Genomic DNA, 22,758 nt, shown 5'->3' with positions numbered 1-22,758 from the left:
CCTCAGGCTCCTTTTGCGGGCGCGCTGGGATAGCGGCCCAGCGTGAGCAGCAATGCGCCGCCAATGACGAACAGCGCCGCGGCTACCGTCAGCATCGCATCGTAGCTGCCGGTGCGGTCGCGGACGATGCCATAGAGAATCGGCGAGATCGCGGCGCCGACGCCGAACGGCATGTAGAGTGCGCCATAAACCCGGCCATAATGCGCCATCCCGAAATAGCGCGCGGCGAGATAGGCGATCACGTCCGCCTCCGTCCCCGCTGCAAAGCCGAGCAGGAACCCGCCGACCGTCACCCAGCCGAGCCCGGTCGAACTACCCATCAGCAGCCAGCAGGCGAGCGCGGGGAGCAACAGCGCGGGGAAGGCGACGGCGGGTGCCCAGAGCCGGTCGAACAGGAAGCCGATCAGCAGCCGGCCCGACAGGATGCCGAGCGCGACGACCCCCATCACGCTGGCGGCGGCGGCGGGGGGAAAGCCGTGCAGCGCCACGATCTGCGCCATGTGGATATGCGCGCCACCATAGGCGAAGGCGATCAGCAGGATCGAGGCGAGCAACACCCAGAAGCGATAGCCGCGCATCGCCTGCCCCAGCGTCAGCCCGGCGACATTGCCCTGTGCGTCGGTAAGCTCGGACGGGCATTCATGCGCGCGCGGCTCGCGAAACCAGAGCAGGCCGACGGGCAGCGCGACCAGCAGCGGCAGCAGCGCGACCGCGGGGAAGGCGAGCCGCCAGCCGCCTGCGCCGATCGCCGCCTGTGCGATTTGCGGCACCACCAGCGCGGCGAGGCTGGTGCCCATCAGCATGATGCTGAGCGCCAGCCCGCGATTGCGGCTGAACCACAGGCTGATCGCGCGGCTCCACGTCACCGGAGTCGAGCCGATGCCGATCAGCCCGAGCACCGCCCAGAAGGCGAACCAGCCGGTCGTCGATGCGGGCACGAAGTAGAACGCGCCGAATGCCAGCGCGAAGGCGAGCAGCGACAGCAGCGCGACCGGGCGCACCCCGAAACGGTCGGCCGCGCCGCCATAGAGCGGGGCGAGCAGCGCGGCGATCACGCCGAAGATGGTGACGCCCGAGCTGATGACTGCGAAATCCCATCCGAACTCGCGGTGGATCGGCCCCATCACCAGCGGCAGCACGTTGAACGGCAGCGGCGACGCTCCGCAGGCAACGCCGAGCACCGCCGCGACCAGCGGCTTGGTGCCCAACCTGAATTCCGAACGCGGCCCGCCCATCGTAATCCTTTCGCGCCTCTTGTCACTGTCCAGCGATATGCGGCGGTGCCCGCGCAGGCAGGGCGCGTGTGCGGTTTGATCGGCAGGCGGTGAAGCGCGGCCCGTCATGGACCGCGCCACGTTCGGCGGGGCGCCCGCCCGCCCGGAAATGCGCGGCGAGCGATCATCGGGCGGAAATGACCGGCTGGCGGATAGCGGCGGCAGGTCGCGGTGACTTCGAAGGGAGCACGGCGGAATTGGGGCGCCTTCCTTGGGGGTTTCCGTGCAAACCGTTGATCGCCTGACGACACTATTATTCGTGCCCGGCACACGGCCCGACCGGTTCGCCAAGGCATTGGCGAGCGGGGCCGATGCGGTGTGCATCGACCTTGAGGATTCGGTGCCCGCCGAGGGCAAGGCCGCGGCGCGCGCGGCGGTGATCGGCGCGATGGATGCCGACTTTGCGCTGCGCATCAACGGGCTGACCACGCGCGCTGGGCTCGCGGACCTGCTGGCGCTGGCCGAGGCGGAAACGATGCCGCGGCTGTTGCTGGTGCCGAAGGTCGAGAGTGCGGCGGAAATCGCGATGCTGCGCGCGATCCTGGAGGATCGGACCCCGCCCATCGTGCCGTTGATCGAGACCGCGCGCGGGCTGCGCGAGGCGCATGCGATCGCGGCGGCGCCCGGCGTCGCGGCGATGATGTTCGGCGGCGGCGATCTGTCCGCCGAGCTGGGCGTCGCGCTGGCATGGGGGCCGCTGGTCCATGCGCGCAGTGCATTCGTGCTTGCCTGTGCTGAAGGCGGCGTGCCCGCGATCGACGTACCCTTTATCACGCTGGACAATGTCGAGGGGCTGGCGGCGGAGACGCGCGCCGCAAAGGCGCTGGGCTTTGCCGCGAAGGCGGCGATCCACCCCGCGCAGATCGCCCCGATCCACGCCATCCTGCGCCCCACCGCCGACGAGATCGCCGAGGCGCGCGCCGCGCTGGCGGCGTTCGACGCGGGCGGCGGGCGCGCGATCCGCTTCAACGGTCAGATGCTGGAGGCGCCGATCGTGCGCCGCTTTCGGAGGATACTTAACAATGCGGAACATTGACCATGCGTGACGGGGTCATCGAAGTCAGTCCGGGGCGTTTTCGCGAGACCTTTGGCCGGTCTTTCGAGGATTTCGTCGTCGGCCATATCTATGAGCACCGTCCGGGCCGGACGATCACCGACACCGACAATGTGTGGTTCACGCTGCTGACGATGAACACGCATCCCGCGCATTTCGACTATGAATTCGCGAAGAAGACCGAGTTCGGCAAGCCTTTGGTCTGCTCCCCCTTCACCGTCGCGCTGATGGTGGGGATGAGCGTTTCGGACGTCAGCCAGAAGGCGGTGGCCAATCTGGGCTGGGACAATATCCGGCTGACCCACCCCGTGTTCGCCGGCGACACGCTCTATGCCGAAAGCGAAGTGCTGGAGAAGCGCGAGTCCAAGTCGCGCCCCGAACAGGGGATCGTGACGGTGCGCACCACGGGCAGGAACCAGCATGGCGACATCGTCTGCACCTTCAGCCGCACCATGCTGATCTGGAAGCGGGGCTGTGGCCCCGTCGACGACTGAGGACGCCGACATGACCCAAGCACAACGCCATATCGACCCCGCCGACGAAGCCGCACTGATGGAATCGATCGACCGCTGGATCGACCGCGAGGTTCGCCCGGTGGTGATGTACCACGACCACAACGACATCTGGCCCGCCGCCTTGGTCGAGCAGATGAAGGATATGGGGCTGTTCGGCGCGACGATCGGCCAGGACTATGGCGGGCTGGGGCTGCCCGCGACGACCTATGCCCGGATCATCGCGCGCATCTCGTCCTATTGGATGGCGATCACCGGCATCGTCAATTCGCATCTGATCATGGCGGCGGCGGTCGAGCGCTTCGGCACCGAGGCGCAGAAGCAGGAATGGCTGCCCAAGTTCGCGAGCGGCGAAATCCGTGGCGGCCTGGCGCTGACCGAGCCCAATGCGGGCACCGACCTGCAAAGCATCCGCAGCGTCGCGGTGCGCGATGGCGACGACTATGTGATCAACGGCACCAAGACGTGGATCACCAACGGCGTCGAGGGAAGCTGCTTCGCGATGCTCGTGAAGACCGATCCCAAGGCCGAGCCGCGCTACAAGGGCATGAGCTTCTTCATCGTGCCCAAGGGGCCGGGGTTCGAAGTCGGCAAGAAGTTCGAAAAGCTGGGCTATAAGGCGATCGACAGCGCCGAGCTGAACTTCATCGATTACCGCGTGCCCGCCGCCAACCTGATCGGCGGTGTCGAGGGCGAGGGTTTCTTCCAGGCGACCGGCGGGCTGGAACTGGGCCGGATCAACGTCGCGGCGCGCGGCGTCGGGCTGGCGCTGGGATCGCTGCGGCTGGCGACCGAATATGCGCAGGTCCGCGAGACGATGGGCAAGCCGATCGCGCAGCACCAGGCGATCCAGCTCAAGCTGGGCGAGATGGTGACGCGGGCAGAGGCGGCGCGGCTGCTCGTCGAGCAGGCGGCGCAGGCCTATGACCGGGGCGAGCGGTGCGACATGGAGGCGGGGATGGCGAAATACTTCGCGTCCGAGGCCGCGGTGCGCAATTCCGAAGAGGCGATGCGCATTTTCGGGGGGTATTCCTACTCCAAGGAATATGAAATCGAGCGCTATTATCGCGATGCGCTGCTGATGTGCATCGGCGAAGGCACCAACGAGATGCAGCGCATGATCATCGCGCGGCAGTGGCTGAAGCGGAACCCCGCCTGATGCGCCTCCCGCTGGCCGGCTATCGCATCCTTTCCGCCGAGCAATATGGCGCGGGCCCCTATGGCACGCTGTTCCTGGCGCAGCTCGGCGCCGAGGTCATCAAGATCGAGACGCCGCGCGGGGGCGATACCGCGCGGCACGTCGGCCCGCATTTCCTGCGCGAGGGCGAAAGCCTGTTCTTCCAGAGCTTCAACCTCAACAAGAAGTCGCTGACGCTCGACCTGAACAGCGCCGACGGGCAGGCGATTCTGCACCGGCTGGTGGGGACCAGCCATGCGGTGGTCAACAATCTGCGCGGCGACCTGCCCGAGCGGATCGGGCTGACCTACCAGGCGCTGGCGGCCCATAATCCCGCGATCGTGTGCGCGCACCTTTCCGCCTATGGCCGCGACAACGCGCGCGCGCGCTGGCCGGGCTATGACTATCTGATGCAGGCCGAGGCAGGGTTCATGCCGCTGACCGGCGAGCCCGACGGGCCGCCTGCGCGCTTCGGGCTGTCGATGGTCGATTTCATGACGGGCACGATGATGAGCGTCGGGCTGCTCGCTGCGCTGCTCGATGCGCAGCGCACGGGGCAGGGGCGCGACATCGACGTCGATCTGCTATCCGCCGCGGTCCACCAGACGACCTATCCGGCGGTGTGGTATCTGAACGAAGGCGACGTGACGACGCGCGTCGCCCGCTCGGCCCACCCCTCGGTCACGCCCAGCCAGATGTTTCGCGCGGCGGACGGGTGGGTGTTCGTCATGGCGCAACTCCCCAAATTCTGGGACGTGTTGGTCGAGCGGATCGGGCGCCCCGACCTTGGCACCGATGCGCGCTTCGCTACCCCCGCGGTGCGGCTGGCGAACCGCGATACGCTGACGCAGGTGCTCGACGCCGTGTTCGGCACGCAGCCGGTGGCGCATTGGATCGAGCGGCTGGCGGGGCATCTGCCCGTCGCGCCGGTGCTCGACCTGGCGCAGGCGCTGGACAGTCCGTTCCTGGCGACGACGGGGATGATCGACACCGTCGTGCACCCGGACCGCGACGCGCTGCGCGTACTCGCCAATCCGATCCGGCTTGACGGCGAGCGGCTGCCCGCGCGCGCCGCGCCCCTGCTGGGAGCGGATGGCGACGCGGTGCTGGCCGATGCCGGGTTCGGCGCCGACGAGATCGCCGATTTCCGCGCGCGTGGCGTGATTTGATGGGCAAGCTGAGCGGTATCAAGGTCGTCGACCTGTCGCAGTTCCTGCCGGGGCCGATGCTGTCGCTGATGATGGCCGATCAGGGCGCGGCGGTGACCAAGGTCGAGCCCGCCACGGGCGACCCCGCCCGCGCCATGGCGCCGTTCGAGGCGGGGCAATCGGTGTGGTTCCGCAACCTCAATCGCGGCAAGCGCAGCGTCGCGCTCGACCTGAAAAGCGCCGAAGGCAAGGCGGCGTTGTGGGACCTGATCGCCGACGCCGACGTGTTCATCGAAGGGTTTCGCCCCGGCGTGATGCAGCGGCTGGGCTGCGACTATGCCAGCGTCGCGGCGCGCAATCCGCGCATCGTCTATTGCTCGATTTCCGCCTTCGGCCAGAGCGGCGAATGGTCGCACCATGCCGGGCACGACATGGCGGTGCAGGCGGTCAGCGGGTTCCTGTCGGTCAATGACGGGCCGGACGCGATGCCGGTGGTGCCGGGGGTGCCCTCTGCCGACATGGCCGCCGGGCTGACGGGGCTGTCGGCGGTGCTGATGGCGCTGATCGCGCGCGAGAAGAGCGGGCGCGGCGATTATATCGATATTGCGATGCTCGACGCGCTGCTGCCGTGGTGCGCGCATGTCGCGGGCGATGCGCTGGGCGGGGGCGAACCGCCGCGATCGGCGACGCAGCGGTCGCTGGGCGGGGCGGCTTTCTACAATGTTTATGCGACCGCCGATGGCCTGCATGTCGTGCTGGGCGGGCGCGAGCCGAAGTTCGCGGCGAATTTGCTGACGGCGCTGGGGCGCGCGGACCTGATCCCGGTCGCCGCATTGCCTGCCGGACCGGAACAGGCGCCGCTGGTCGCGTTCCTGCGCGAGACCTTTGCCAGCCGGACGCGCGACCAGTGGGTGGCGTGGATGGCGGGGATCGACGTCGCCTTCTCGCCCGTGCTCGACTTCCGCGAAGCCTTTGCCGAGCGCCATTTCGCCGAACGGGGGCTGACGCGCGTGGCGGAGGGCGCGCACCATATCGCGCCGGCAATCCGCTTTGGCGGCGACGACTGGACGCCCGCCCCCGCACCGGCGCTGGGCGAACATGGCTGACGACGAAAGCCTGACCGAGCGGATCGTCCGCCACGCCCGCCGCCCCAAATCGGAGGCCGTGCGCGCGCGGGCGCGGCTGCATTTGCTCGACTGGCTTGGCTGCGTCGCGGGGGCGCTGCGCAGCCCGGTGGCGGAGGTGCAGCGCGCTGCGGGGTGCGGCAGCGCGATCGATCGGGCGGGCTGGCTCGGCAATGTGCTGGAGATGGACGACATCCATCGCAGCGCGATCCTGCATCCGGGGCCGGTGATCTGGCCGACCGCGCTCGCCGTGCCTGATGCGCCGCTCGACGCCGCGCTGGACGCCGCGATCGGCGGCTATGAGGCGATGATTCTGGTCGGCGCGATGTTCGACGCGAACCATTACCGCCACTGGCACACCACCGCGACCGCAGGCACCTTTGGCGCGGCGATGACGGCGGCGCTGGCGATCGGGGCGGACGAGGCGCAATGCGTGTCGGCGCTGGGACTTGCCGGGTCGGTCACGGGCGGGCTGTGGCAGATGCGGCACGAGCCGGTGATGGCGAAGCAATGGCACCTCGCCCATGCGGTGCGCACGGGCCGAGCGGCGGCGGTGGAGGCGGCCAACGGCATCACCGGGCCGCGCTATATCCTCGAGGGGCCGCAGGGGCTGTTCGCGGCGAGCTGTGCGCGGGCGAAACCGCTGGCGCTGGGCGACGGGTGGCAGCTCGAACAGGTCAGTTTCAAGCCCTGGGGCGCGTGCCGCCACGCCCACCCCGCGATCGACGCCGCGCTGACCTTGCGGGCGCAGGGGCAATTGGTGCTGCCGGTCCATGTCGGCACCTATCGCGACGCGATCACCTTTTGCGACCGCCCGTCGCCGGCCTCGGTGGTCGAGGCCAAATTCTCGCTTCAGCATGCCATCGCCATCGTCGTGGCGCGCGGCGTGCCGCAGCTTGCGGATTTCGAACCCGAGGCGATTGCCGAACTGGCGCCGCTGCGCGCGCAGGTGACGGTCGCTGAGTCGAGCGCGATCACCGCGGCCTATCCGGCGCATTATGGCGCGCGAGTTTCCTGCGATGCGGGCGTGGTGGCGCTGGTCGATACGCTGGGCGATCCCGAGCGTCCGATGGACGGCGATGCGATCGTCGAGAAGGCGCGCACGCTGATGGCGTGGGGCGGGCTGGACGACGTCGCCGCCGGGCAGGCCATCGATGCGGCGCTGCAGGGTCGGGCGGTGCGCGACGTGACCGAGATCGTGGCGCAGTGGTTGTGAGCGCGACCCGGCGGCTGCTGGACTTTGCCCGCGCGGAGCATCGGCTGCCCGATGCGGTGCGCGGGGCAGCGCTGGCGATGCTGGCCGATACGCTGGCGACGGGGGCGGCGGGCGCGCAGGCGCCGGGGGCCGAGGGGGTGCGCAATCTCGCGGCTGGCTGGGGAGCGGGCGAGGATGCCCGGCTGCTGGGCGATGCCGCGCGGATGCCGGCGGCCTCGGCGGCATTCGTCAATGGCTTTCGCATTCATTGCCTCGAATGGGACGCGCTGCACGAGCGCGCGGTGGTGCATGGCTTTGCGACCGTCGTGGCGGCGCTGATGGCGGCGATCGATCGGCGCGGCGAGTGCGATCCCGACGAGGCGCTGGCGGCGCTGGCGGTGGGGATCGACGTGGCGTCGGGGCTGGGCATCGCGGCGACAAGCCCGTTGCGCTTCTTCCGCCCCGCCACCGCCGGGTGCATCGGCGCAGCGCTGGCGGTGGCGCGGATCGAGCGCGTCGAGCGGTTCGACGACGTGCTGGGGTTGGCCTATTCGCAATGCGCGGGGACGATGCAGGCGCATGTCGAGGGATCGATCGCGCTGCCGCTGCAAATCGCCGGCGCGGCGCGGGCGGCGGTGACGGCGGTCGACATGGTCCGCCACGGGCTGAGCGGACCGCACGACGCGCTGGAGGGGCCGTTCGGCTATTTCCGGCTGATCGATACGGGTGCGCTGGCGACCTATACCGACACGATCGGCAGCGTGTGGCGGATCGCCGAATGCTCGATCAAACCCTATCCCTCGGGCCGGGCCAGCCATGGGCTGCTTGCCGCGCTGGACGGGCTGTTGCGGGCGGGCGAGGTGCGGGCGGAGAGGGTCGCGGCAGTCGAGCTGGTCGCGCCGCCGCTGATCGCCCGGCTGGTCGGGCGCCCGATGCAGCCGGACATGACGCCCGGCTATGCGCGGCTGTGCCTGCCGTTCCTGACTGCGCTGATGCTGGCGGACGGGGTGATCGATCCGCGCCGCTTTACGGCGGAGACCTTTGCCGATCCGGCGATCGTCGCGCTGGCCGCGCGCTTCACGCTGACGACCGACACCAATCCCGATCCCAACGCGCTGTCGCCGCAACGGCTGATCGTGCGCCGCGCCGATGGCAGCGCGATCGAGCGCGCGATCCCCAACACGCTGGGTCATCCCGACGCGCCGATGGACGCGGCGCAGACCGCCGCCAAGCGCACGCTCGCGGCACAGCTCGCGCCCGACGATGCCGACCCCCGGCTGTTCGCCGACTCGCTTTCTTACCTGACCCGCCCGGAGCCCCGATGACGTTCCCCAGCTATTTCGAAGCGTTCGACGCGCGCCAGATGCTGGCCGATTACCCGGTCGGCGAGGCCTTTGTTCGCCGCTACACCGGCATGAGCCGCGACGAACTCCACGCGCTCCAGGATGCGCGCTTCCGCACGCTGATGCGGCGCGGGTGGGAGATACCGTTCTACCAGCGGCTATGGGGCGCGCAGGGGATCGAGCCGGGCGACATCCGCACGCTGGAGGACATCACCAGGCTGCCCGTCTATGACAAGAGCGACGTGATGGCGTCGGTCGCCGCGCATCCGCCGCTCGGCGATTTCGCGGGGCTGGGGCAGGATGCGGGCCGCTCGCCGGTGATCTTCCACACCACGTCGGGCACCACCGGGCGGCCCCAGCCTTTGCTGTTCGGGCCGAAGGGGCGCGAAGTCACCAACCTGCTCGTCGGGCGCATGTATCGCTGGCAGGGGATGGCGCATAGCGACGTCGTCCAGTCGGTCTATGGCCATGGCATGATCAATGGCGGGCATTATGTCCGCGAGGCCGTCACGCATTTCACCAACGCGCTGTTCCTGTCGGCGGGGACGGGGATCGAGACGCGATCGGTGGCGCAGGTCGGGCTGATGGCCGATTTCGGCGTCAGCGTGCTGGTCGGCTTCATCGACTATATCCGCAAGCTCGCCGAAGTCGCCGAGGCCGAGGGGCTGCGCGAGCGGATGAACGTGCGGATGATCTGCGGCCATCTGGGGATGGACGACCGCAGCGGCGTCGAGGCGGCGTGGGGCGGGGCGAAGGCGTTCGACTGGTATGGCGTCGGCGATACCGGCGCGATCGCGGGCGAAGGGCCGGAGCGCGACGGCCTGTATGTCTGGGAAGACGCGCAGTATCTGGAACTGCTCGACGTCGAGAGCGGCGCGCCGGTCGCGGCGGGGGAGACCGGCGACATGGTCGTCACCTGCCTGTTCAAGGACGACATCGCGCCGTGCATCCGCTTCAACACGCATGACATCACCAACGAAATCACCGGCGCCAACCAGACCGGCATGGCGTTCAAGCGGATCACCGGGTTTCGCGGGCGCAGCGACAACATGGTCAAGCTGCGCGGGATCAACGTATTCCCGCACGCGATCGGCGGGGTGATCGAGAATCGCAGCGACCTGACCGGCGAGTTCGTCTGCTATGTCGCGCGCGATGCCGGCGGGCGCGATGCGATGCGCGTGGTGATCGAAAGCCGCGGCGGCAGCGACATCGCCCAGCTTGGCGAGTTGCTCCGCCGGTCGCTGGGCGTCGAAGTTGCGGTCGAGTTGGTCGGGCCGGGAGGCACTGCGGCGGCGACGCAAGTCGATGTGCGGCAAAAGCCGATCCGGCTGATCGACGAGCGCGGCAAGTGAGTGCGTGGCACCGCAGCAGCATCGCCGGGCTGACCGACGCCTATCGCGCCGGCGCCGTCGGCGTGGCCGAAGTGGTGATGCAGCATCTGGACCGGATCGCGGCGCTCGACCCCGTGCTGCACAGCTTTATCCAGGTCGATGCGGCGGGCGCGCTGCGTGCGGCGGCGGTCAGCCAGGCGCGGTTCGAGGGCGGCACGCCGCGCGCGCTGGAGGGCGTGCCGGTGGCGGTGAAGGCCAATATCGCCGTCGCCGGGCTGGAATGGAATGCGGGAATGGGGGCGCGGCGCGGGGTGATCGCGCCTGACGACGCCACTGCGGTGGCGGCACTGCGCGGGGCGGGTGCGATCGTGCTGGGGACGCTCAACATGCACGAGGCGGCACTGGGCGCGACCTCTGACAATCCCTTTTTCGGGCGCGTCGCCAATCCGCACGATCCCGCGCGGACGCCGGGTGGGTCGTCGGGGGGCAGCGCAGCGGCGGTTGCGGCCGGGCTATGCACCGTCTCACTGGGCACCGACACCATGGGATCGGTGCGGATTCCCGCCGCCTATTGCGGGCTGTACACGTTGAAGCCGGGGGCGGGGGTGATTTCGGACGCGGGGCTGGTGCCCGCAAGCCGTGCGCTCGACGCGATCGGGCCGCTGGCGCGGTCGCTCGACGATCTGGCGGCGGTGTCTGCGGTGCTCGGCGTCGATGCACGCGCTTCGGCGCCGGTGCGACTGCTGACGCTGGAGCCCGCTTACGGGCTGGCGTGCGAGCCTGCGATCGATGCGGCGCTGATGGCGGCGCTGCGCGCGCTGGCGCCGATGCCGTGCGCGGCGGTGCGGCTTGCCGACGATGCGGCGGCGGTCGGGGTGGCGGGGTTCGTCACGGTGGCGCGCGAACTGGGCGGGCATCTGGCGGGCCTGTCGCCCGAGGGATTCTCCAAGGAGCTGCGCTTCCTGCTCGGCTATGCCGCCGCGCGGACTCAGGCCGAGGCGGAGGCGGCGCAGGCGGTGCTGGCGCGCACCGCCGCGACGCTGCGCGCGGCGATCGGCAGCGACGGCGTGCTGCTGACGCCGACTGCGCCGCAGGTCGCCTTTGCCCACACCCCGCGCCCGCCGGTGACGCAGGCGGGGTTCACCGCGCTGGCCAACATCGCCGGGCTGCCTGCGCTGACGCTGCCCGCCGGGCAGGATCGCGACGGGATGCCGGTGGCGGTGCAACTGATCGGCGCGCCGGGGAGCGAGCGGGGGCTGATCGCGCTGGCACGCCGGCTCGACACCGCGCTCCAGGGCTATTTCCCGCCCGACATGCTGCTTTGAAGGAGGACCGAGATGCGTATCGTCGTGCTGTTCAATCTGAAGCCCGGAGTCGATCCTGCCGCCTATGAGGCATGGGCGCGGGGCACCGATATTCCCGGCGTCAACGCGCTGTCGTCGGTCCATGGCTTCACCGTCCACCGGACGACCGGGCTGTTCGGATCGGACGCGCCGGCACCGTTCGACTATGTCGAGATCATCGACATTGCCGGGATCGAGCCGTTCGTCGCGGAGGTTTCGACCGAGGCATTCCAGAAGGTCGCGGCGGCGTTCGGCGACTTTGCCGACAACCCGCAATTCATGCTGACCGAGGACCTGTAATGGGCCGCTTTGCGGGCAAGACGATCGTCGTCACCGGATCGGGGCGCGAGAAGGGGCTGGGGCAGGCGATCCTGCAGCGCTTCGCCGACGAGGGCGCGAATTGCGTCGTGTCTGACCGCGCGATCACGCCCGAGGTGGAGGGCGTCGCGGACGAACTGCGGGGGCGCGGCGCCAAGGTCGCGACGATTGCGTGCGATGTCAGCCGTGCGGAGGAATGCGCGGCGCTGGTCGATGCGACGGTCGAGACGTTCGGCGGCGTCGACGTGTTCGTGAACAATGCGGGCATCGGCTTCCTGATGCAGCCTTTGCTCGACGTCGCCCCCGCCGATTGGGACCGGGCGCTGGCAGTCAACCTGTCGGGCGCGTTCTATTGTACCCAGGCGGCGGCGCGGGCGATGATTGCGCGTGGGCAGGGCGGGCGGATCGTCAACATCGCCAGCCAGGCGGCGAAATCGGCCTTTCCGCATCTGCCCGCCTATGTCAGTTCGAAGCACGGCATGATCGGCCTGACCCGCGCCAGCGCGATCGAGCTGGGCGCGCATGGGATCACGGTCAACGCGATCTGCCCCAACCATGTCACCACCGGGCTGGGCGCCGAGCAGAATGCCTATTTCTCCAAGCTGCTCGGGTTCGCGACGGTCGATGCCTATGTCGAGAATATGAAGCGCCGGAACCCGCTGGGGCGGCCCGGGCTGGCGAGCGACACCGCCGGGGCCTGTGCGTGGCTGGCGTCCGACGACGCGGTCTATGTCACCGGCGAGGCGATCAACGTGTCCGGCGGCGAGGAGATGCACTGATGCGCGAGGAACGGATCGACTGGCCGGGCCGCGCCAAGATGGCGCTGTCGATCGTCGTCAATGTCGAAGAAGGGTCGGAGACGACCGTGGCGCGCGGCGACCGGGGGCCCGAGCCGGTGGACGAGCTGGGCATCCACCTGAAGGCGGCGATCCGCAATTACGGCAACGAGTCCAACTATCTCTACGGGATCAAGGCGGGCGCGCCGCGTATCGTGCGACTGCTGCGCGACTATGGCGTGCGGGCGAGCTGGACGGTCGCGGCGATGAGCCTGGAAAACCATCCCGAGATCGCGCGCGCCATCGCCGATCTGGGGCATGAACCGGTCAGCCATGGCTGGCGCTGGATCCACCAGTTCAAGATGGACGAGGAGCAGGAGCGCGACTTCATCCGCAAGGCCGTCGCCTCGATCGAGCGGAGCGTCGGCGTGCGGCCCTATGGCTGGCTGAGCCGATACCTCCACACCGACAATACCCGCCGGCTGCTGATCGAGGAGGGCTTTACCTATCACATGGACGATTATTCGGGCGATATTCCCTTCTGGGATCGCGAGACCGTGCCGGGCAAGCCGATCGTGATCGTGCCCTATCAGATCGACACCAACGACATGAAGATGTGGACCGACCCGGCGATGACGCCGCAGCAGTGGCTCGATTATGCCAAGGCATGCTTCGACCAGCTGTACCGCGAGGGGGAGGGCGGGAATCCGAAGATGATGTCGCTGGGGCTGCACCTGCGCATCATCGGGCGGGCCGGGCGGATCTGGGCGTTCGAGGCATTCCTGCGCCATGTGCGGTCGCATTCGGCGGTCTGGATCGCGACGCGGCGCGAGATTGCCGAGCATTTCGCGCGGGTGGAACCGGCATGACGCTGCGGCTGGAGCGCGAGGGTGCGATCGCCCGGCTGTCGATCGACCGCCCGGCGAAGCGCAACGCGATGACCCAGGCGATGTGGGAGGCGCTGCCCCCGCTGCTGGCCGAGGCGGATGCGGATCGCGGCGTCCGGGTGCTGGTGCTGGGCGCCGCCAACGAGGGCGCGTTCAGCGCGGGCGCCGACATTGGCGAGTTCGCAACGGGTGCGCGCGATCCCGAATGGCGGGTGCGCAATCAGCAGGCGATCCGCGCCGCGCAAGTCGCGCTGGCGGGCTTTCCGCGCCCGACGATCGCCGCCGTGGCCGGGGACTGTATCGGCGGCGGATGCGGGCTGGCGATTGCGTGCGACCTGCGCGTCGCGGGACCGGCGGCGCGGTTTGGGATTACGCCCGCCAAGCTGGGGCTGGTCTATCCGCTTCACGATACCAAGCTGCTGGTCGACCTGATCGGCCCGGCCCATGCCAAGCGGATGCTGTTTACCGGCGGGCTGATCGATGCCGACGAGGCCTATCGCATCGGGCTGGCCGATAGTCGCGCCGACGATGCCGAGGCGGCGGCGATGGCGCTGGCGGCGACGATTGCCGAGGCGTCGCCGCACAGCACCACGGCGATCAAGGCGATCATCGCCCACATCGCGCGTGGCCAGAGCGACGATGATTCGGCCACGATTGCCGCGTTCAACGCCGCATTCGAAGGCCCCGACTTCGCCGAGGGCGTCGATGCTTTCCTGAACCGCCGCACGCCGGTGTTCGGATGAGCGCCCCCGCCAACCATGGCCGGATCGTCGGCGGACTGACCACCGTCCCCGATCTCGACGCGGCGGAGGGTGATTATGCCGGGCGGCTGGGGCTGGCGGTGGTCGAGCGCGGAACGGTGTCCGCCGAACTGGCTGCAAGCTGGGGGTGCCCGGACAGTGCCGGTGCCCGGATGATCGCGCTCCAGCCGCAAAGCGGGGCGCCGTGCGTGTTCCGGCTGGTGGAGGCGCCGCTCCCGCCGAGTTTCTTGCCGATGCGCAGTTTCGGATGGTCGGCGTTCGAGTTGACGGTGCAGGACGTGTTCGGATGGCCCGCGCGTCTGGAGGGGAGCGGGTTCGAGGTGATCGGACCACCTAAAGCATTGCCTGGAATGCCTTTTTTCGTGCCGATGCAAGTCGCGGGGCGCGGGCGCGAGGTTTTGTACCTGAACGAAGTCGCGCAGGACATGCCCAATTGCGACCTGCCGCGTGCGGAATCGCTGATCGATTTCCTGTTCATCGCGATCCTGGCGGTGCCCGATCGCGCGGCGGCGGTCGATTGGTATGCGCGCGCGTTGCGGCTGGAGGCGGGGGATACGCATGTCCTGCCCTATTCGATGATCAACCGCGCTTTCGATCTGCCCGCCGATCATCTGACGTCGATCACGGTGATGCAGAAGGGGCGGATGCCGGTGGTCGAGATTGACGGCTATCCGGAGGGAGCGATCGCGCGACCCGGCCCGGCGGGCGCACTGCCGCCCGGCAATGCGCTGGTGACGATCGCGGTGGACTCGCTGGACGCGCTGGCGTTGGAGTGGATCGCGGAACCCCGTGCCCGCGACGGCGCGCTGTATGCGGGGCGGCGCAGCGCGACGGTGCGCGGGCCGGCGGGCGAATTGATCGAGCTGCTCGAACTGGCTCAGGGCTGACCCGCACTCCCTTTTCCGCTCGCGCATCCCCATATCGGGGGTGAGGTCGGGTGTGAGGCAGGAATCGTGTCGCTGATTGTCTGGTATGACGGAGGCTGCCCGCTGTGCCGTCGCGAGATTGCGGCGATGCGGCGGCTGGACCGGCGAGGCGCGATCCGCTTCGTCGATGCCGCGGATACCGAGGGTGCGGCGTGCCCGATCGATCGCGGCGCGTTGCTGGCGCGCTTCCATGCATGTGAGGACGGCGCGATGCTGTCGGGTGCGGCGGCGTTCGCGGCGATGTGGCGGGCGATACCGGTGCTTCGGCCGATCGGGATCGCGGCGCGCAACCCTGTGGCGCTGGCGCTGCTGGAGCGGCTGTACCGCGGCTTTCTGCGCGTGCGGCCCCGGATGCAGCGGCTCGTCGCGCGGCTGGACCGGCGATGAGGCCCGTGCCCGAACCCGTGGCACCGGGGCAGGAAAGCGTGTGGGACTATCCGCGCCCGGCGATTGCGCAGTCCTGTGCCGCGCGGATCGTGATCGAGCATCGTGGCACGATTATCGCGGACACCCGCCGCGCGGTCCGCACGCTGGAGACCAGCCACCCGCCCAGCTATTACCTCCCCCGCGACGACATCGCGCCCGGCGTGCTGCGCCGCGCCGAGGGCAGTTCGTTCTGTGAGTGGAAGGGCGCGGCGGCCTATTGGGACGTGCTGGTGGACGGAGTCGTCCTGCCCCGCGTCGGGTGGAGCTATCCCAGCCCGACGCCGGGCTTCGCGATCCTGCGCGATCATGTCGCCTTTTATGCCGCGCCGTTCGACCGCTGCTCGGTCGATGGCGAGACCGTGGTGCCGCAGCCCGGCGAATTTTACGGCGGGTGGATCACGAGTGCAGTGGCGGGGCCGTTCAAGGGTGTGCCCGGAAGCAGAGGATGGTGACGCAGTGACCGACGAGAGCAGCCGGGCCAAGGGCCGGGCGATCCCCAGCGGGCGGTTGTCGCGGCTGGGGCAGTTCGGGCGGCTGGCGAGCGGCGTCGCGGGCGGGATGCTGGCGGAGGGCGCGCGGCGGCTGGCCGATGGCGAGCGACCCAAGATGCGCGACATGCTGCTGACGCCCGGCAATGTCGGGCGGGTGGCGGATCGGCTGTCCAATTTGCGCGGCGCGGCGATGAAGCTCGGGCAGATGATCTCGATGGATTCGGGCGAGATGCTGCCGCCCGAGCTGGCCGACATCATGGCGCGGCTGCGCGACCGGGCGCATCATATGCCGCCCGCCCAGCTCCAGCGCGTGCTCGCGGCGGAATGGGGCAGCGACTGGCGGACGCGGTTTGCGCATTTCGAGGCGACCCCGGTCGCCGCGGCGTCGATCGGGCAGGTCCACCGGGCGCGGACAAAGGACGGGCGCGAACTGGCGATCAAGGTCCAGTATCCCGGCGTGCGCGAGAGCATCGATTCGGATGTCGACAATGTCGCGACGCTGCTCCGCGTCTCCGGCCTGTTGCCCAAGGAACTCGACATTGCGCCCCTGCTCGCCGAGGCGAAGCTGCAACTCCATGAGGAGACCGACTATCTGCGCGAGGGGGCGCAGATGGAGGCGTATCGGACGCTGATCGGCGACAGCGCGGACTTTGTCGTGCCGACGCTGGCGCCCGACTTCACGACGGCCAATGCGCTGGCGATGAGCTTTGTCGAGGGGCGCCCGATCGAGTCGGCGGTGGATGCGCCGCAGGCGGAGCGCGACCGCCTCGCCGGGCTGCTGATCGGGCTGGTGCTCGACGAGCTGTTCGCGTTCGGGGTGATGCAGACCGATCCCAACTTCGCCAATTATCGGTATCAGCCCGAGACCGGGCGAGTCGTGCTGCTCGATTTTGGCGCGGCGCGGGCGGTCGCGCCGGGGACGAGCGCGGCCTATCGTACGCTGTTCGCGGCAGGCCTTGCGGGCGATCGCGACGCGGTGCGCAGCGCGGCGTTGGATGCCGGGTTCATGAGCCCGGCGGCGGTCGAGCGGCATGGGCCGCTGGTCGACCGGATGATCGACGTGGTGCTGGCCGAGACGGCGCGCGAGGGGCTGTTCGACTTTGCCGATCGCGGCTTTCTGGGCGTGATCCGCGAACAGGCGATGTCGGCGGCATCGGACCGCGCGATCTGGCACATCCCGCCCACCGACACGCTGTTCCTCCAGCGCAAGATCAGCGGCACTGCGCTGCTGGCGGCGCGGCTGGGGGCGCGGGTTGATCTGCGGGCGCTGGTGCTGCGGCACGTCGGGGCATGACACGCCGCGCCGTGGTGTGGGGCGCATCCGGCGGGGTCGGGCGGGCGCTGGTCGCGGCGCTGGTGGGGTCGGGGGACTATGGCGTGATTTACGCGGGCAGCCGCGCGGCTGGCGATTCCTTGGCGGACGGGGTGCGCCCGTTCCGGTTCCACCTGCTCGACGAGGCCTCGATCGCGGCGGCGGCGCAGGGGATCGTGGCAGAGGGGCCGGCGGATCTGGTGATCGTCGCGACGGGGATGCTCCACGGCGCCGGGCTCACGCCGGAGAAGAGCTTTGCCGCGCTCGAGGCCGAGGCGATGGTCGCGCTGTTTCGGGCCAACGCGATCGGGCCGGCGCTGATCGCCGCGCTGCCCCGCGACCGGCGGAGCGTGTTCGCTGCGCTGTCGGCGCGGGTGGGGTCGATCGGCGACAACCGGCTGGGCGGGTGGCACAGCTATCGCGCGTCGAAGGCGGCGCTCAACATGCTGATCGCCAACCTTGCGATCGAGCTGCGCCGCACCCGCCCGGCGGCGATCGCAGTGGGGCTGCACCCCGGCACGGTCGATACCGGGCTGTCGGCGCCGTTCCAGAGCCGCGTGGCGCCGGGCAAGCTCTTCACGCCGGAGACGAGCGCCGGGCATCTCCTGTCGGTGATCGCCGGGCTGGGCGAGGGCGACAGCGGCGGCGTGTTCGCGTGGGACGGGGCGCGGATTCCGGCCTAGAATGGGAGGATGACGACTCCTCCCGAACCCCTTCGACCGTTGGGCCGCACTGCGCTCTGGCTGGGCTATGCCGGGCTGCTGCCCCAGATGCTGGGGCTGCTGCTCTTTGCGATTGACGGCGAGATGCGCTGGGTCGTGCCTGCCGCCGGGCTGTTCTACGCTGCGCTGATCTTCAGCTTTGTCGGCGGCGCGTGGTGGGGCGCGGCGGTGGCGAGTGGGAGGGAGGCGCCGTGGCTGTTCGTCGTGGCGGTGCTCCCAAGCCTGATCGGCTGGGCGGCGCTGCTGCCCTGGCTGTGGGGATGGGACTGGCCCGCGGGGTATCTGGTCGCGATCGGGGTGCTGCTGGCGGCGTCGCCGCTGGTCGACCGGTGGCTGGTGCGCGTGGTGGCGATGCCGGGCGACTGGATGACGCTGCGGACGCGGTTGTCGGTGGGGCTGGGCGCGATGACGGTCCTGCTGGGGGTGCTGGCCGCAGCCTAGCGCGGCTTTCCTGCGGTGCTGGCAGTGGCTATCCGGGCGGATCAGGGGCGGGGGACAAAGGTTATGGCGCAACTTCCGGTCAGTGAGGCCATCGCCGCCGATGCCGGGGCGGTGATTGCGTTGTGGGAGGCGTGCGGGCTGACGCGGCCGTGGAACGATCCCGCCGCCGATTTCGCGCGGGCGGTGGACGGGCCCTGTTCGGCGGTGCTGGTCGTGCGCTTCGCCGAGGGGATCGACGGCAGCGTCATGGTCGGCTCGGACGGGCATCGCGGCTGGGTGTACTATCTCGCCGTCCATCCGGAGCGGCGGCGCGGCGGCACGGGCCGCGCGCTGATGGCCGCCGCCGAGGGCTGGCTGCGCGAACGGGGGGTGCCCAAGATCCAGCTCATGGTGCGCGAGGGCAATGACGCGGCGCTCGCCTTTTACGCCGCGCTCGGGCTGGAGCGGCAGCCGGTGGTGACGCTGGGGCGCTTTCTGGGGGATGCGGTCTGACCTGGCGCAGGGCCGGTGGAACTGGCGACGTGACCGGCCCGTTATGGCCGGGCGGGGACAGATAAAGGGTAAGCCAATGTCTTCCAACGGATTTCTTTCCTCGCTCAACCTGATGACGCTGGTCGTTGGCCTGATCGTGGTCGCGATCGGCTTTGCGTTCTTCCTGCGGAAGCGGCGCAACCGGCATCCGCTCGACGGCCAGCGGGAGCGGAATGTCGCGCAGGATCTGGATGCCGGGAAGAGCGCTCCGGACCATCTGCCGCCGTCCTGACGCCGGGCGCCGAGCAGGGCAGACACGGCGCGTTCGGGGCGATAGACACCGTCGCCGCGAAGGGGACCGGAGGCACAATGACCGTCTGCATCTATGGCATCAAGGCGTGCGACACGATGAAGAAGGCGCGGGGCTGGCTCGAGGCGCAGGGCGTCGCGCATGATTTTCACGATTACAAGACCGCCGGGATCGACGCCGCGCGCATCGCCCGGTGGATCGCGCTGGTCGGGTGGGAGCCGCTGCTCAACCGCAACGGCACCACGTTCCGCAAGCTGCCCGATGCCGACAAGGCCGGGATCGACGCGGCCAAGGCGACCGCGCTGATGCTGGCGCAACCGTCGATGATCAAGCGGCCCGTGGTGGAGTATCCCGGCGGGCTGCTGGTCGGGTTCGCGCCGGATCGGTTCGCGGCGGCGCTGCTGTAAAGCGCGGGCTGGCATTCCTGCTTGACCCTCTATAGGCTGGTGCAAGTCATCGGACCGGGGGGATTGCATGGCATTCGAGACACGACAGTCACCGTCGCTTTGGTATTGGATCGCAGTTGCGCTGCTGGTGCTGTGGGGACTGGCGGGTTGCTTCTCCTTCTATCTCCATTTGCTGTATGGCGCGGCGATGTCGCCCGACGCCACCGATTGGGACAGGGCCTATACTGCGGCGCTGCCCGGATGGTTCAGCTATGACTATGCCGTCGCAGTCGGCGCAGGGCTGCTCGGCTCGCTCGCGCTGGCAGCGCGGTCGCGCCATGCGCTGGCGCTGTATTGGGCTTCGCTCGCCGCGGTGATCGTCCAGTTCGGCTATGTCTTTCTCGCCACGGACATGATCGCGGCGAAGGGCGTGGCGACGGCGGTGTCCTTCCCGCTCTTCATCGTCGCAATCGGCATCGTGCAGATCGCGCTGGCACGGCATGCGGCGCGGCGCGGCTGGATTTCGTAACCGCGCCCGCCTAGGCGCGCAGCCATGGCTGGCGACTTCGACTCGATCCGCGTGCGTGCCGAGCAGCTTGGGCTGTTCGAGACGATGGTGCTGCATGGCCGGTGCAGCGATTCCGAGCCGCTGAGCGTCGCGCTGGAGGCGGCGATCCGGGCGAAGCAGGGGGAGGGCGTGGGGGTCGAGCGCTCCAATGTCGGCGGCTGGCATTCGAAGACCGACATGCTCGGCTGGGGCGGGCCCGCCGCCGCCCGGCTCGCCGACCTTGCGGTGCGGCTGGCGAAGCGGATGTCCCAGTTCGACGGGCGCGATTCGGCGAGCGTCGCGTGGGACGTCAAGATGTGGGCCAATGTCTCGCCCCCCGGCGCGCTCAACATGAGCCATGCGCATCCCGGCGTGCTGTGGGCCGCAGTCTATTATGTCGCGACGCCGGGCGAGGGCGGCGAGCTGTACCTCGAGGACCCGCGATTCCCGCTGCCGCAGATGACGCTGCCCGGATTTCGCGTGCTGGGGCTGGACGGGCAGCCCCAGCCGGTCGAGCACCGCATCGCGCCGTCGCGCGGCGATCTGGTGCTGTTTCCGGCCTGGATCCGGCACGGCGTGCGGCCGCATCGGGGGGCGGGCGACCGGATTTCGATTGCGATGAACCTGTCGGCGCGGTGATCGGGGCGGCGGGCGAAGTTTACGAAGTTTAGGGTTCTGAAGGGTCGGCGGCGCGCGGGCGAAGTTTACGAAGTTTAGGGTTTGGAGGGGTCGGTGGCGCGGGGTTGGGCGCCTTTGCGGCCCTTCCCCTCGATCAGCACCGCCTGTTGCCACGCACTTGGCGCCTTGTCGGTGCGGTGGATGCAGCCCGGCCAGCAACAGGGGCGGCGCTTGCCTTCGAGCAGTTCCTCGCACGTGCGGGCGATGCGCCGGGCGCGGGTGGCGGGTTGCCTGGCATCTTCGACCCAGCAGATGAATTCGTTGCGGCCGAGCGGCGTCAGCGCGGTCCACAGGGCGAGAATGCCGAGGTCCGCCCGCAGCGCCGCTTGCAGGTCGTCGCCGGCCTCATGGACGGTGCCGTGCGGGAAAGGCGTCGTCACCGGACCTCCGAGCAAGATATGCGCGCGCCGACATTGTGCGGGCTCGATTCGGGAAAGTCCAGAACGCGGTTCGCGGCGGCAATCTACAGTGCAAAGAGCGCGGGCGGCGGTGGCCGTCCGGCGGGGATCAGAGCAGCTGAAATCCTACATTGGTAGCCCTAAAATGACGGGGGAGGTCGCATCTGGCAAAAACCATGTCATCCTGACGAAAGTCAGGATCCATTCGGTGCTCGGTATCGGTTTTTAGGTCGAGCGGAATGGCTGAATGGATCCCCGCCTTCGCGGGGATGACGGTGTTTGTGTTTGCCCGATGCCATAGGCGACACCCCCGCTAACACGCCCGGCTACCCAACCCACTGGAACACCTCTTCCAGCGGCTTGCCGAAGACCTGCGCTATCCGGAACGCGGCTTCGAGCGTGGGGGAGTATTTGCCTGCTTCGATCGCGGCGATCGTCTGGCGGGTGACGCCGATGCGGGTGCCGAGGTCGGCCTGGGTCATCTCGCCTGCCAGGAAGCGCAGCGTGCGGATCTGGTTGGTGATGCGGGGCTCAGCCATGCCAGCCCCGACGATAGCCGGTGAGGACCGTGCCGTAATGCGTCAGTTCGGCGATAACGATGGCGAGCAGCGTGGCATTGACGATCGCGGCGGGCGGTTCGCTGAACGGCATTACGATCCCCACGAGGATGATCCCCGCGAGCAGCATGGGATAGGCGACGCTGCGACCGCGGCGCGCAATCGCACGGTCGCGCTCGTCCGGGGGGGCCGCGCCTTCCCGACCCGCCGAAAAGCGGATCAGCAGGGTGCCCAGCCCGACCAGAAACGCATGCGCCGTCGCGATGATTCCGAACAGCCACAGCATGTCGATCAGCCGCGCCACCGGCGGGCGAACCGCGACGAGCGTGAAATAGACGGCATAGACCAGTGCCATCGCGGCCAGATTCAGGCCGGCGAGCTTTTCGCGATACGCCATCTCAATACCCCCGGCGGTAACCGGCGATCTGCGCGCCGTAATGGACGATCTCGGCGACCACGATCGCGGCGATGATGGCATAGGCCATCTGGACCGGGTTGGCGCCGAGATGGATGCTGGCGACGACGCCGAGCAGCAGCACCAGCAATATCGGGTAGGCGATGGTATAGGCGCGGCGCGCGATCGCCTTGTCGCGCTCGTCGGCGGCGGCGGTCGCGTCGCGCGGGGCCAGCAGGGCGGTGACGATCGCCGCGCCTGCCGCGAGGACCGCCTGCGCCGTCACCGCCGCGAAGAAGCCGGTGAAATAGACCGCGCCGGGATAGCGGCCATAGGTGGCGAGCATGAACCCGTAAAAGCCGCCCCACACCAGGACGGTGGTGACGAGCGAAATCCAGGCGATCTTTTCCTTGAACGACATGCCGCATCCCCGCGAATGTTAGTGTGATGCGACTC

Annotated in this window: 29 protein-coding genes; 24 read left to right on the top strand and 5 right to left on the bottom strand. The window is 69.3% G+C overall.

The features are described 5' to 3' along the window. Positions 1 to 2 precede the first annotated feature (2 nt). On the bottom strand, positions 3 to 1,235 hold the full coding sequence (locus TS85_RS14855) for an MFS transporter (RefSeq protein ID WP_227698506.1): 1,233 nt from the start codon (positions 1,233 to 1,235) through the stop codon (positions 3 to 5). A gap of 298 nt (positions 1,236 to 1,533) precedes the next feature. Here TS85_RS14855 and TS85_RS14850 point away from each other — a divergent pair, with 298 nt between their 5' ends. From TS85_RS14850 to TS85_RS14740, 24 genes are all read left to right on the top strand, one after another. Beyond that, complete coding sequence (locus tag TS85_RS14850) at positions 1,534 to 2,310, top strand: HpcH/HpaI aldolase/citrate lyase family protein (RefSeq protein ID WP_265102095.1); 777 nt, start codon at positions 1,534 to 1,536, stop codon at positions 2,308 to 2,310. Between the two features lie 2 nt (positions 2,311 to 2,312). Further along, positions 2,313 to 2,822 carry a MaoC family dehydratase gene (locus TS85_RS14845; RefSeq protein WP_044333222.1) on the top strand — a complete coding sequence of 170 codons (510 nt, stop codon included), beginning with the start codon at positions 2,313 to 2,315 and terminating at the stop codon, positions 2,820 to 2,822. A gap of 10 nt (positions 2,823 to 2,832) precedes the next feature. Next, positions 2,833 to 3,999, top strand: coding sequence for an acyl-CoA dehydrogenase family protein (locus TS85_RS14840; RefSeq protein WP_044336362.1), 1,167 nt, complete (start codon positions 2,833 to 2,835; stop codon positions 3,997 to 3,999). Beyond that, complete coding sequence (locus TS85_RS14835) at positions 3,999 to 5,186, top strand: CaiB/BaiF CoA transferase family protein (protein ID WP_077228629.1); 1,188 nt, start codon at positions 3,999 to 4,001, stop codon at positions 5,184 to 5,186. The genes TS85_RS14840 and TS85_RS14835 overlap by 1 nt, the downstream gene beginning before the upstream one ends. Beyond that, positions 5,186 to 6,271, top strand: a complete 1,086-nt coding sequence (locus TS85_RS14830; protein ID WP_044333220.1) for a CaiB/BaiF CoA transferase family protein — start codon at positions 5,186 to 5,188, stop codon at positions 6,269 to 6,271. The genes TS85_RS14835 and TS85_RS14830 overlap by 1 nt, the downstream gene beginning before the upstream one ends. Continuing rightward, positions 6,264 to 7,505: an MmgE/PrpD family protein gene (locus TS85_RS14825; RefSeq protein ID WP_077228854.1), complete on the top strand. Its 1,242-nt coding sequence runs from the start codon at positions 6,264 to 6,266 to the stop codon at positions 7,503 to 7,505. The genes TS85_RS14830 and TS85_RS14825 overlap by 8 nt, the downstream gene beginning before the upstream one ends. Next, a complete protein-coding gene (locus TS85_RS14820; RefSeq protein ID WP_044333218.1) occupies positions 7,502 to 8,809 on the top strand; it encodes an MmgE/PrpD family protein in 1,308 nt (435 codons plus the stop codon). The genes TS85_RS14825 and TS85_RS14820 overlap by 4 nt, the downstream gene beginning before the upstream one ends. Beyond that, complete coding sequence (locus tag TS85_RS14815) at positions 8,806 to 10,179, top strand: phenylacetate--CoA ligase family protein (protein ID WP_044333215.1); 1,374 nt, start codon at positions 8,806 to 8,808, stop codon at positions 10,177 to 10,179. Before TS85_RS14820 ends, TS85_RS14815 begins: the two co-directional genes overlap by 4 nt. After that, positions 10,176 to 11,483 carry an amidase gene (locus TS85_RS14810; protein WP_052507945.1) on the top strand — a complete coding sequence of 436 codons (1,308 nt, stop codon included), beginning with the start codon at positions 10,176 to 10,178 and terminating at the stop codon, positions 11,481 to 11,483. The genes TS85_RS14815 and TS85_RS14810 overlap by 4 nt, the downstream gene beginning before the upstream one ends. Positions 11,484 to 11,495: 12 nt before the next feature. Further along, positions 11,496 to 11,801 (top strand): REDY-like protein HapK, encoded by a 306-nt coding sequence (locus TS85_RS14805; protein WP_044333213.1) that lies wholly within the window; start codon positions 11,496 to 11,498, stop codon positions 11,799 to 11,801. Continuing rightward, positions 11,801 to 12,598, top strand: a complete 798-nt coding sequence (locus TS85_RS14800) for an SDR family NAD(P)-dependent oxidoreductase (RefSeq protein WP_044333211.1) — start codon at positions 11,801 to 11,803, stop codon at positions 12,596 to 12,598. Before TS85_RS14805 ends, TS85_RS14800 begins: the two co-directional genes overlap by 1 nt. Then, the gene (locus TS85_RS14795) at positions 12,598 to 13,464 is read left to right on the top strand and encodes a polysaccharide deacetylase family protein (protein ID WP_044333209.1); all 867 of its coding nucleotides are present in this window, start codon (positions 12,598 to 12,600) and stop codon (positions 13,462 to 13,464) included. The genes TS85_RS14800 and TS85_RS14795 overlap by 1 nt, the downstream gene beginning before the upstream one ends. Continuing rightward, positions 13,461 to 14,225 carry an enoyl-CoA hydratase/isomerase family protein gene (locus TS85_RS14790; protein WP_044333207.1) on the top strand — a complete coding sequence of 255 codons (765 nt, stop codon included), beginning with the start codon at positions 13,461 to 13,463 and terminating at the stop codon, positions 14,223 to 14,225. Before TS85_RS14795 ends, TS85_RS14790 begins: the two co-directional genes overlap by 4 nt. Continuing rightward, entirely contained in the window at positions 14,222 to 15,130 is a 909-nt protein-coding gene (locus TS85_RS14785) for a VOC family protein (RefSeq protein WP_044333205.1), read from the top strand. Before TS85_RS14790 ends, TS85_RS14785 begins: the two co-directional genes overlap by 4 nt. Positions 15,131 to 15,205: 75 nt before the next feature. Further along, on the top strand, positions 15,206 to 15,556 hold the full coding sequence (locus TS85_RS14780; protein WP_077228853.1) for a thiol-disulfide oxidoreductase DCC family protein: 351 nt from the start codon (positions 15,206 to 15,208) through the stop codon (positions 15,554 to 15,556). After that, on the top strand, positions 15,553 to 16,047 hold the full coding sequence (locus TS85_RS14775) for a DUF427 domain-containing protein (RefSeq protein ID WP_044333202.1): 495 nt from the start codon (positions 15,553 to 15,555) through the stop codon (positions 16,045 to 16,047). Before TS85_RS14780 ends, TS85_RS14775 begins: the two co-directional genes overlap by 4 nt. A gap of 4 nt (positions 16,048 to 16,051) precedes the next feature. Continuing rightward, entirely contained in the window at positions 16,052 to 17,380 is a 1,329-nt protein-coding gene (locus TS85_RS14770) for an ABC1 kinase family protein (RefSeq protein ID WP_044333201.1), read from the top strand. Then, positions 17,377 to 18,081 carry an SDR family NAD(P)-dependent oxidoreductase gene (locus tag TS85_RS14765; RefSeq protein ID WP_044333200.1) on the top strand — a complete coding sequence of 235 codons (705 nt, stop codon included), beginning with the start codon at positions 17,377 to 17,379 and terminating at the stop codon, positions 18,079 to 18,081. The genes TS85_RS14770 and TS85_RS14765 overlap by 4 nt, the downstream gene beginning before the upstream one ends. Before the next feature lie 9 nt (positions 18,082 to 18,090). Next, complete coding sequence (locus TS85_RS14760; RefSeq protein WP_044333198.1) at positions 18,091 to 18,561, top strand: DUF3429 domain-containing protein; 471 nt, start codon at positions 18,091 to 18,093, stop codon at positions 18,559 to 18,561. 63 nt (positions 18,562 to 18,624) lie between these two features. Next, on the top strand, positions 18,625 to 19,053 hold the full coding sequence (locus TS85_RS14755) for a GNAT family acetyltransferase (RefSeq protein ID WP_044333196.1): 429 nt from the start codon (positions 18,625 to 18,627) through the stop codon (positions 19,051 to 19,053). Positions 19,054 to 19,129: 76 nt separating this feature from the next. After that, positions 19,130 to 19,324, top strand: coding sequence for an LPXTG cell wall anchor domain-containing protein (locus TS85_RS25470; RefSeq protein WP_155006431.1), 195 nt, complete (start codon positions 19,130 to 19,132; stop codon positions 19,322 to 19,324). 77 nt (positions 19,325 to 19,401) lie between these two features. Next, positions 19,402 to 19,749, top strand: coding sequence for an ArsC family reductase (locus TS85_RS14750; RefSeq protein ID WP_044333194.1), 348 nt, complete (start codon positions 19,402 to 19,404; stop codon positions 19,747 to 19,749). A 67-nt stretch (positions 19,750 to 19,816) separates the two neighbouring features. Then, on the top strand, positions 19,817 to 20,257 hold the full coding sequence (locus TS85_RS14745; protein ID WP_044333192.1) for a hypothetical protein: 441 nt from the start codon (positions 19,817 to 19,819) through the stop codon (positions 20,255 to 20,257). 24 nt (positions 20,258 to 20,281) lie between these two features. Then, positions 20,282 to 20,914, top strand: coding sequence for a TIGR02466 family protein (locus tag TS85_RS14740; RefSeq protein WP_052507943.1), 633 nt, complete (start codon positions 20,282 to 20,284; stop codon positions 20,912 to 20,914). A 74-nt stretch (positions 20,915 to 20,988) separates the two neighbouring features. Here the strand turns inward: TS85_RS14740 and TS85_RS14735 are convergent, their stop codons facing one another. The 4 genes from TS85_RS14735 to TS85_RS14720 form a co-directional block, all read right to left on the bottom strand. Continuing rightward, entirely contained in the window at positions 20,989 to 21,333 is a 345-nt protein-coding gene (locus TS85_RS14735) for a YdeI/OmpD-associated family protein (RefSeq protein WP_044333190.1), read from the bottom strand. 344 nt (positions 21,334 to 21,677) lie between these two features. Next, complete coding sequence (locus TS85_RS14730) at positions 21,678 to 21,890, bottom strand: helix-turn-helix transcriptional regulator (RefSeq protein ID WP_044333188.1); 213 nt, start codon at positions 21,888 to 21,890, stop codon at positions 21,678 to 21,680. Next, positions 21,883 to 22,305, bottom strand: a complete 423-nt coding sequence (locus TS85_RS14725; protein ID WP_044333185.1) for a hypothetical protein — start codon at positions 22,303 to 22,305, stop codon at positions 21,883 to 21,885. The genes TS85_RS14730 and TS85_RS14725 overlap by 8 nt, the downstream gene beginning before the upstream one ends. Before the next feature lies 1 nt (position 22,306). After that, the gene (locus TS85_RS14720) at positions 22,307 to 22,723 is read right to left on the bottom strand and encodes a hypothetical protein (RefSeq protein ID WP_044333182.1); all 417 of its coding nucleotides are present in this window, start codon (positions 22,721 to 22,723) and stop codon (positions 22,307 to 22,309) included. Positions 22,724 to 22,758 lie beyond the last annotated feature (35 nt).

Source organism: Sphingomonas hengshuiensis, from assembly GCF_000935025.1.
Lineage (GTDB): Bacteria > Pseudomonadota > Alphaproteobacteria > Sphingomonadales > Sphingomonadaceae > Sphingomonas > Sphingomonas hengshuiensis.
Note: the sequence above shows the minus strand (reverse complement) of the source record. Positions and strands in the feature narration are given on the sequence as shown.

Bases quoted from the DNA above. Each gene is read 5' to 3' on its own strand.
- TS85_RS14855 (WP_227698506.1), bottom strand. From the start codon at position 1,235: ATGGGCGGGCCGCGTTCGGAATTCAGGTTGGGCACCAAGCCGCTGGTC.
- TS85_RS14845 (WP_044333222.1), top strand. From the start codon at position 2,313: ATGCGTGACGGGGTCATCGAAGTCAGTCCGGGGCGTTTTCGCGAGACC.
- TS85_RS14840 (WP_044336362.1), top strand. From the start codon at position 2,833: ATGACCCAAGCACAACGCCATATCGACCCCGCCGACGAAGCCGCACTG.
- TS85_RS14835 (WP_077228629.1), top strand. From the start codon at position 3,999: ATGCGCCTCCCGCTGGCCGGCTATCGCATCCTTTCCGCCGAGCAATAT.
- TS85_RS14830 (WP_044333220.1), top strand. From the start codon at position 5,186: ATGGGCAAGCTGAGCGGTATCAAGGTCGTCGACCTGTCGCAGTTCCTG.
- TS85_RS14825 (WP_077228854.1), top strand. From the start codon at position 6,264: ATGGCTGACGACGAAAGCCTGACCGAGCGGATCGTCCGCCACGCCCGC.
- TS85_RS14815 (WP_044333215.1), top strand. From the start codon at position 8,806: ATGACGTTCCCCAGCTATTTCGAAGCGTTCGACGCGCGCCAGATGCTG.
- TS85_RS14805 (WP_044333213.1), top strand. From the start codon at position 11,496: ATGCGTATCGTCGTGCTGTTCAATCTGAAGCCCGGAGTCGATCCTGCC.
- TS85_RS14800 (WP_044333211.1), top strand. From the start codon at position 11,801: ATGGGCCGCTTTGCGGGCAAGACGATCGTCGTCACCGGATCGGGGCGC.
- TS85_RS14795 (WP_044333209.1), top strand. From the start codon at position 12,598: ATGCGCGAGGAACGGATCGACTGGCCGGGCCGCGCCAAGATGGCGCTG.
- TS85_RS14790 (WP_044333207.1), top strand. From the start codon at position 13,461: ATGACGCTGCGGCTGGAGCGCGAGGGTGCGATCGCCCGGCTGTCGATC.
- TS85_RS14785 (WP_044333205.1), top strand. From the start codon at position 14,222: ATGAGCGCCCCCGCCAACCATGGCCGGATCGTCGGCGGACTGACCACC.
- TS85_RS14775 (WP_044333202.1), top strand. From the start codon at position 15,553: ATGAGGCCCGTGCCCGAACCCGTGGCACCGGGGCAGGAAAGCGTGTGG.
- TS85_RS14765 (WP_044333200.1), top strand. From the start codon at position 17,377: ATGACACGCCGCGCCGTGGTGTGGGGCGCATCCGGCGGGGTCGGGCGG.
- TS85_RS14760 (WP_044333198.1), top strand. From the start codon at position 18,091: ATGACGACTCCTCCCGAACCCCTTCGACCGTTGGGCCGCACTGCGCTC.
- TS85_RS14755 (WP_044333196.1), top strand. From the start codon at position 18,625: ATGGCGCAACTTCCGGTCAGTGAGGCCATCGCCGCCGATGCCGGGGCG.
- TS85_RS25470 (WP_155006431.1), top strand. From the start codon at position 19,130: ATGTCTTCCAACGGATTTCTTTCCTCGCTCAACCTGATGACGCTGGTC.
- TS85_RS14750 (WP_044333194.1), top strand. From the start codon at position 19,402: ATGACCGTCTGCATCTATGGCATCAAGGCGTGCGACACGATGAAGAAG.
- TS85_RS14745 (WP_044333192.1), top strand. From the start codon at position 19,817: ATGGCATTCGAGACACGACAGTCACCGTCGCTTTGGTATTGGATCGCA.
- TS85_RS14740 (WP_052507943.1), top strand. From the start codon at position 20,282: ATGGCTGGCGACTTCGACTCGATCCGCGTGCGTGCCGAGCAGCTTGGG.
- TS85_RS14730 (WP_044333188.1), bottom strand. From the start codon at position 21,890: ATGGCTGAGCCCCGCATCACCAACCAGATCCGCACGCTGCGCTTCCTG.
- TS85_RS14725 (WP_044333185.1), bottom strand. From the start codon at position 22,305: ATGGCGTATCGCGAAAAGCTCGCCGGCCTGAATCTGGCCGCGATGGCA.
- TS85_RS14720 (WP_044333182.1), bottom strand. From the start codon at position 22,723: ATGTCGTTCAAGGAAAAGATCGCCTGGATTTCGCTCGTCACCACCGTC.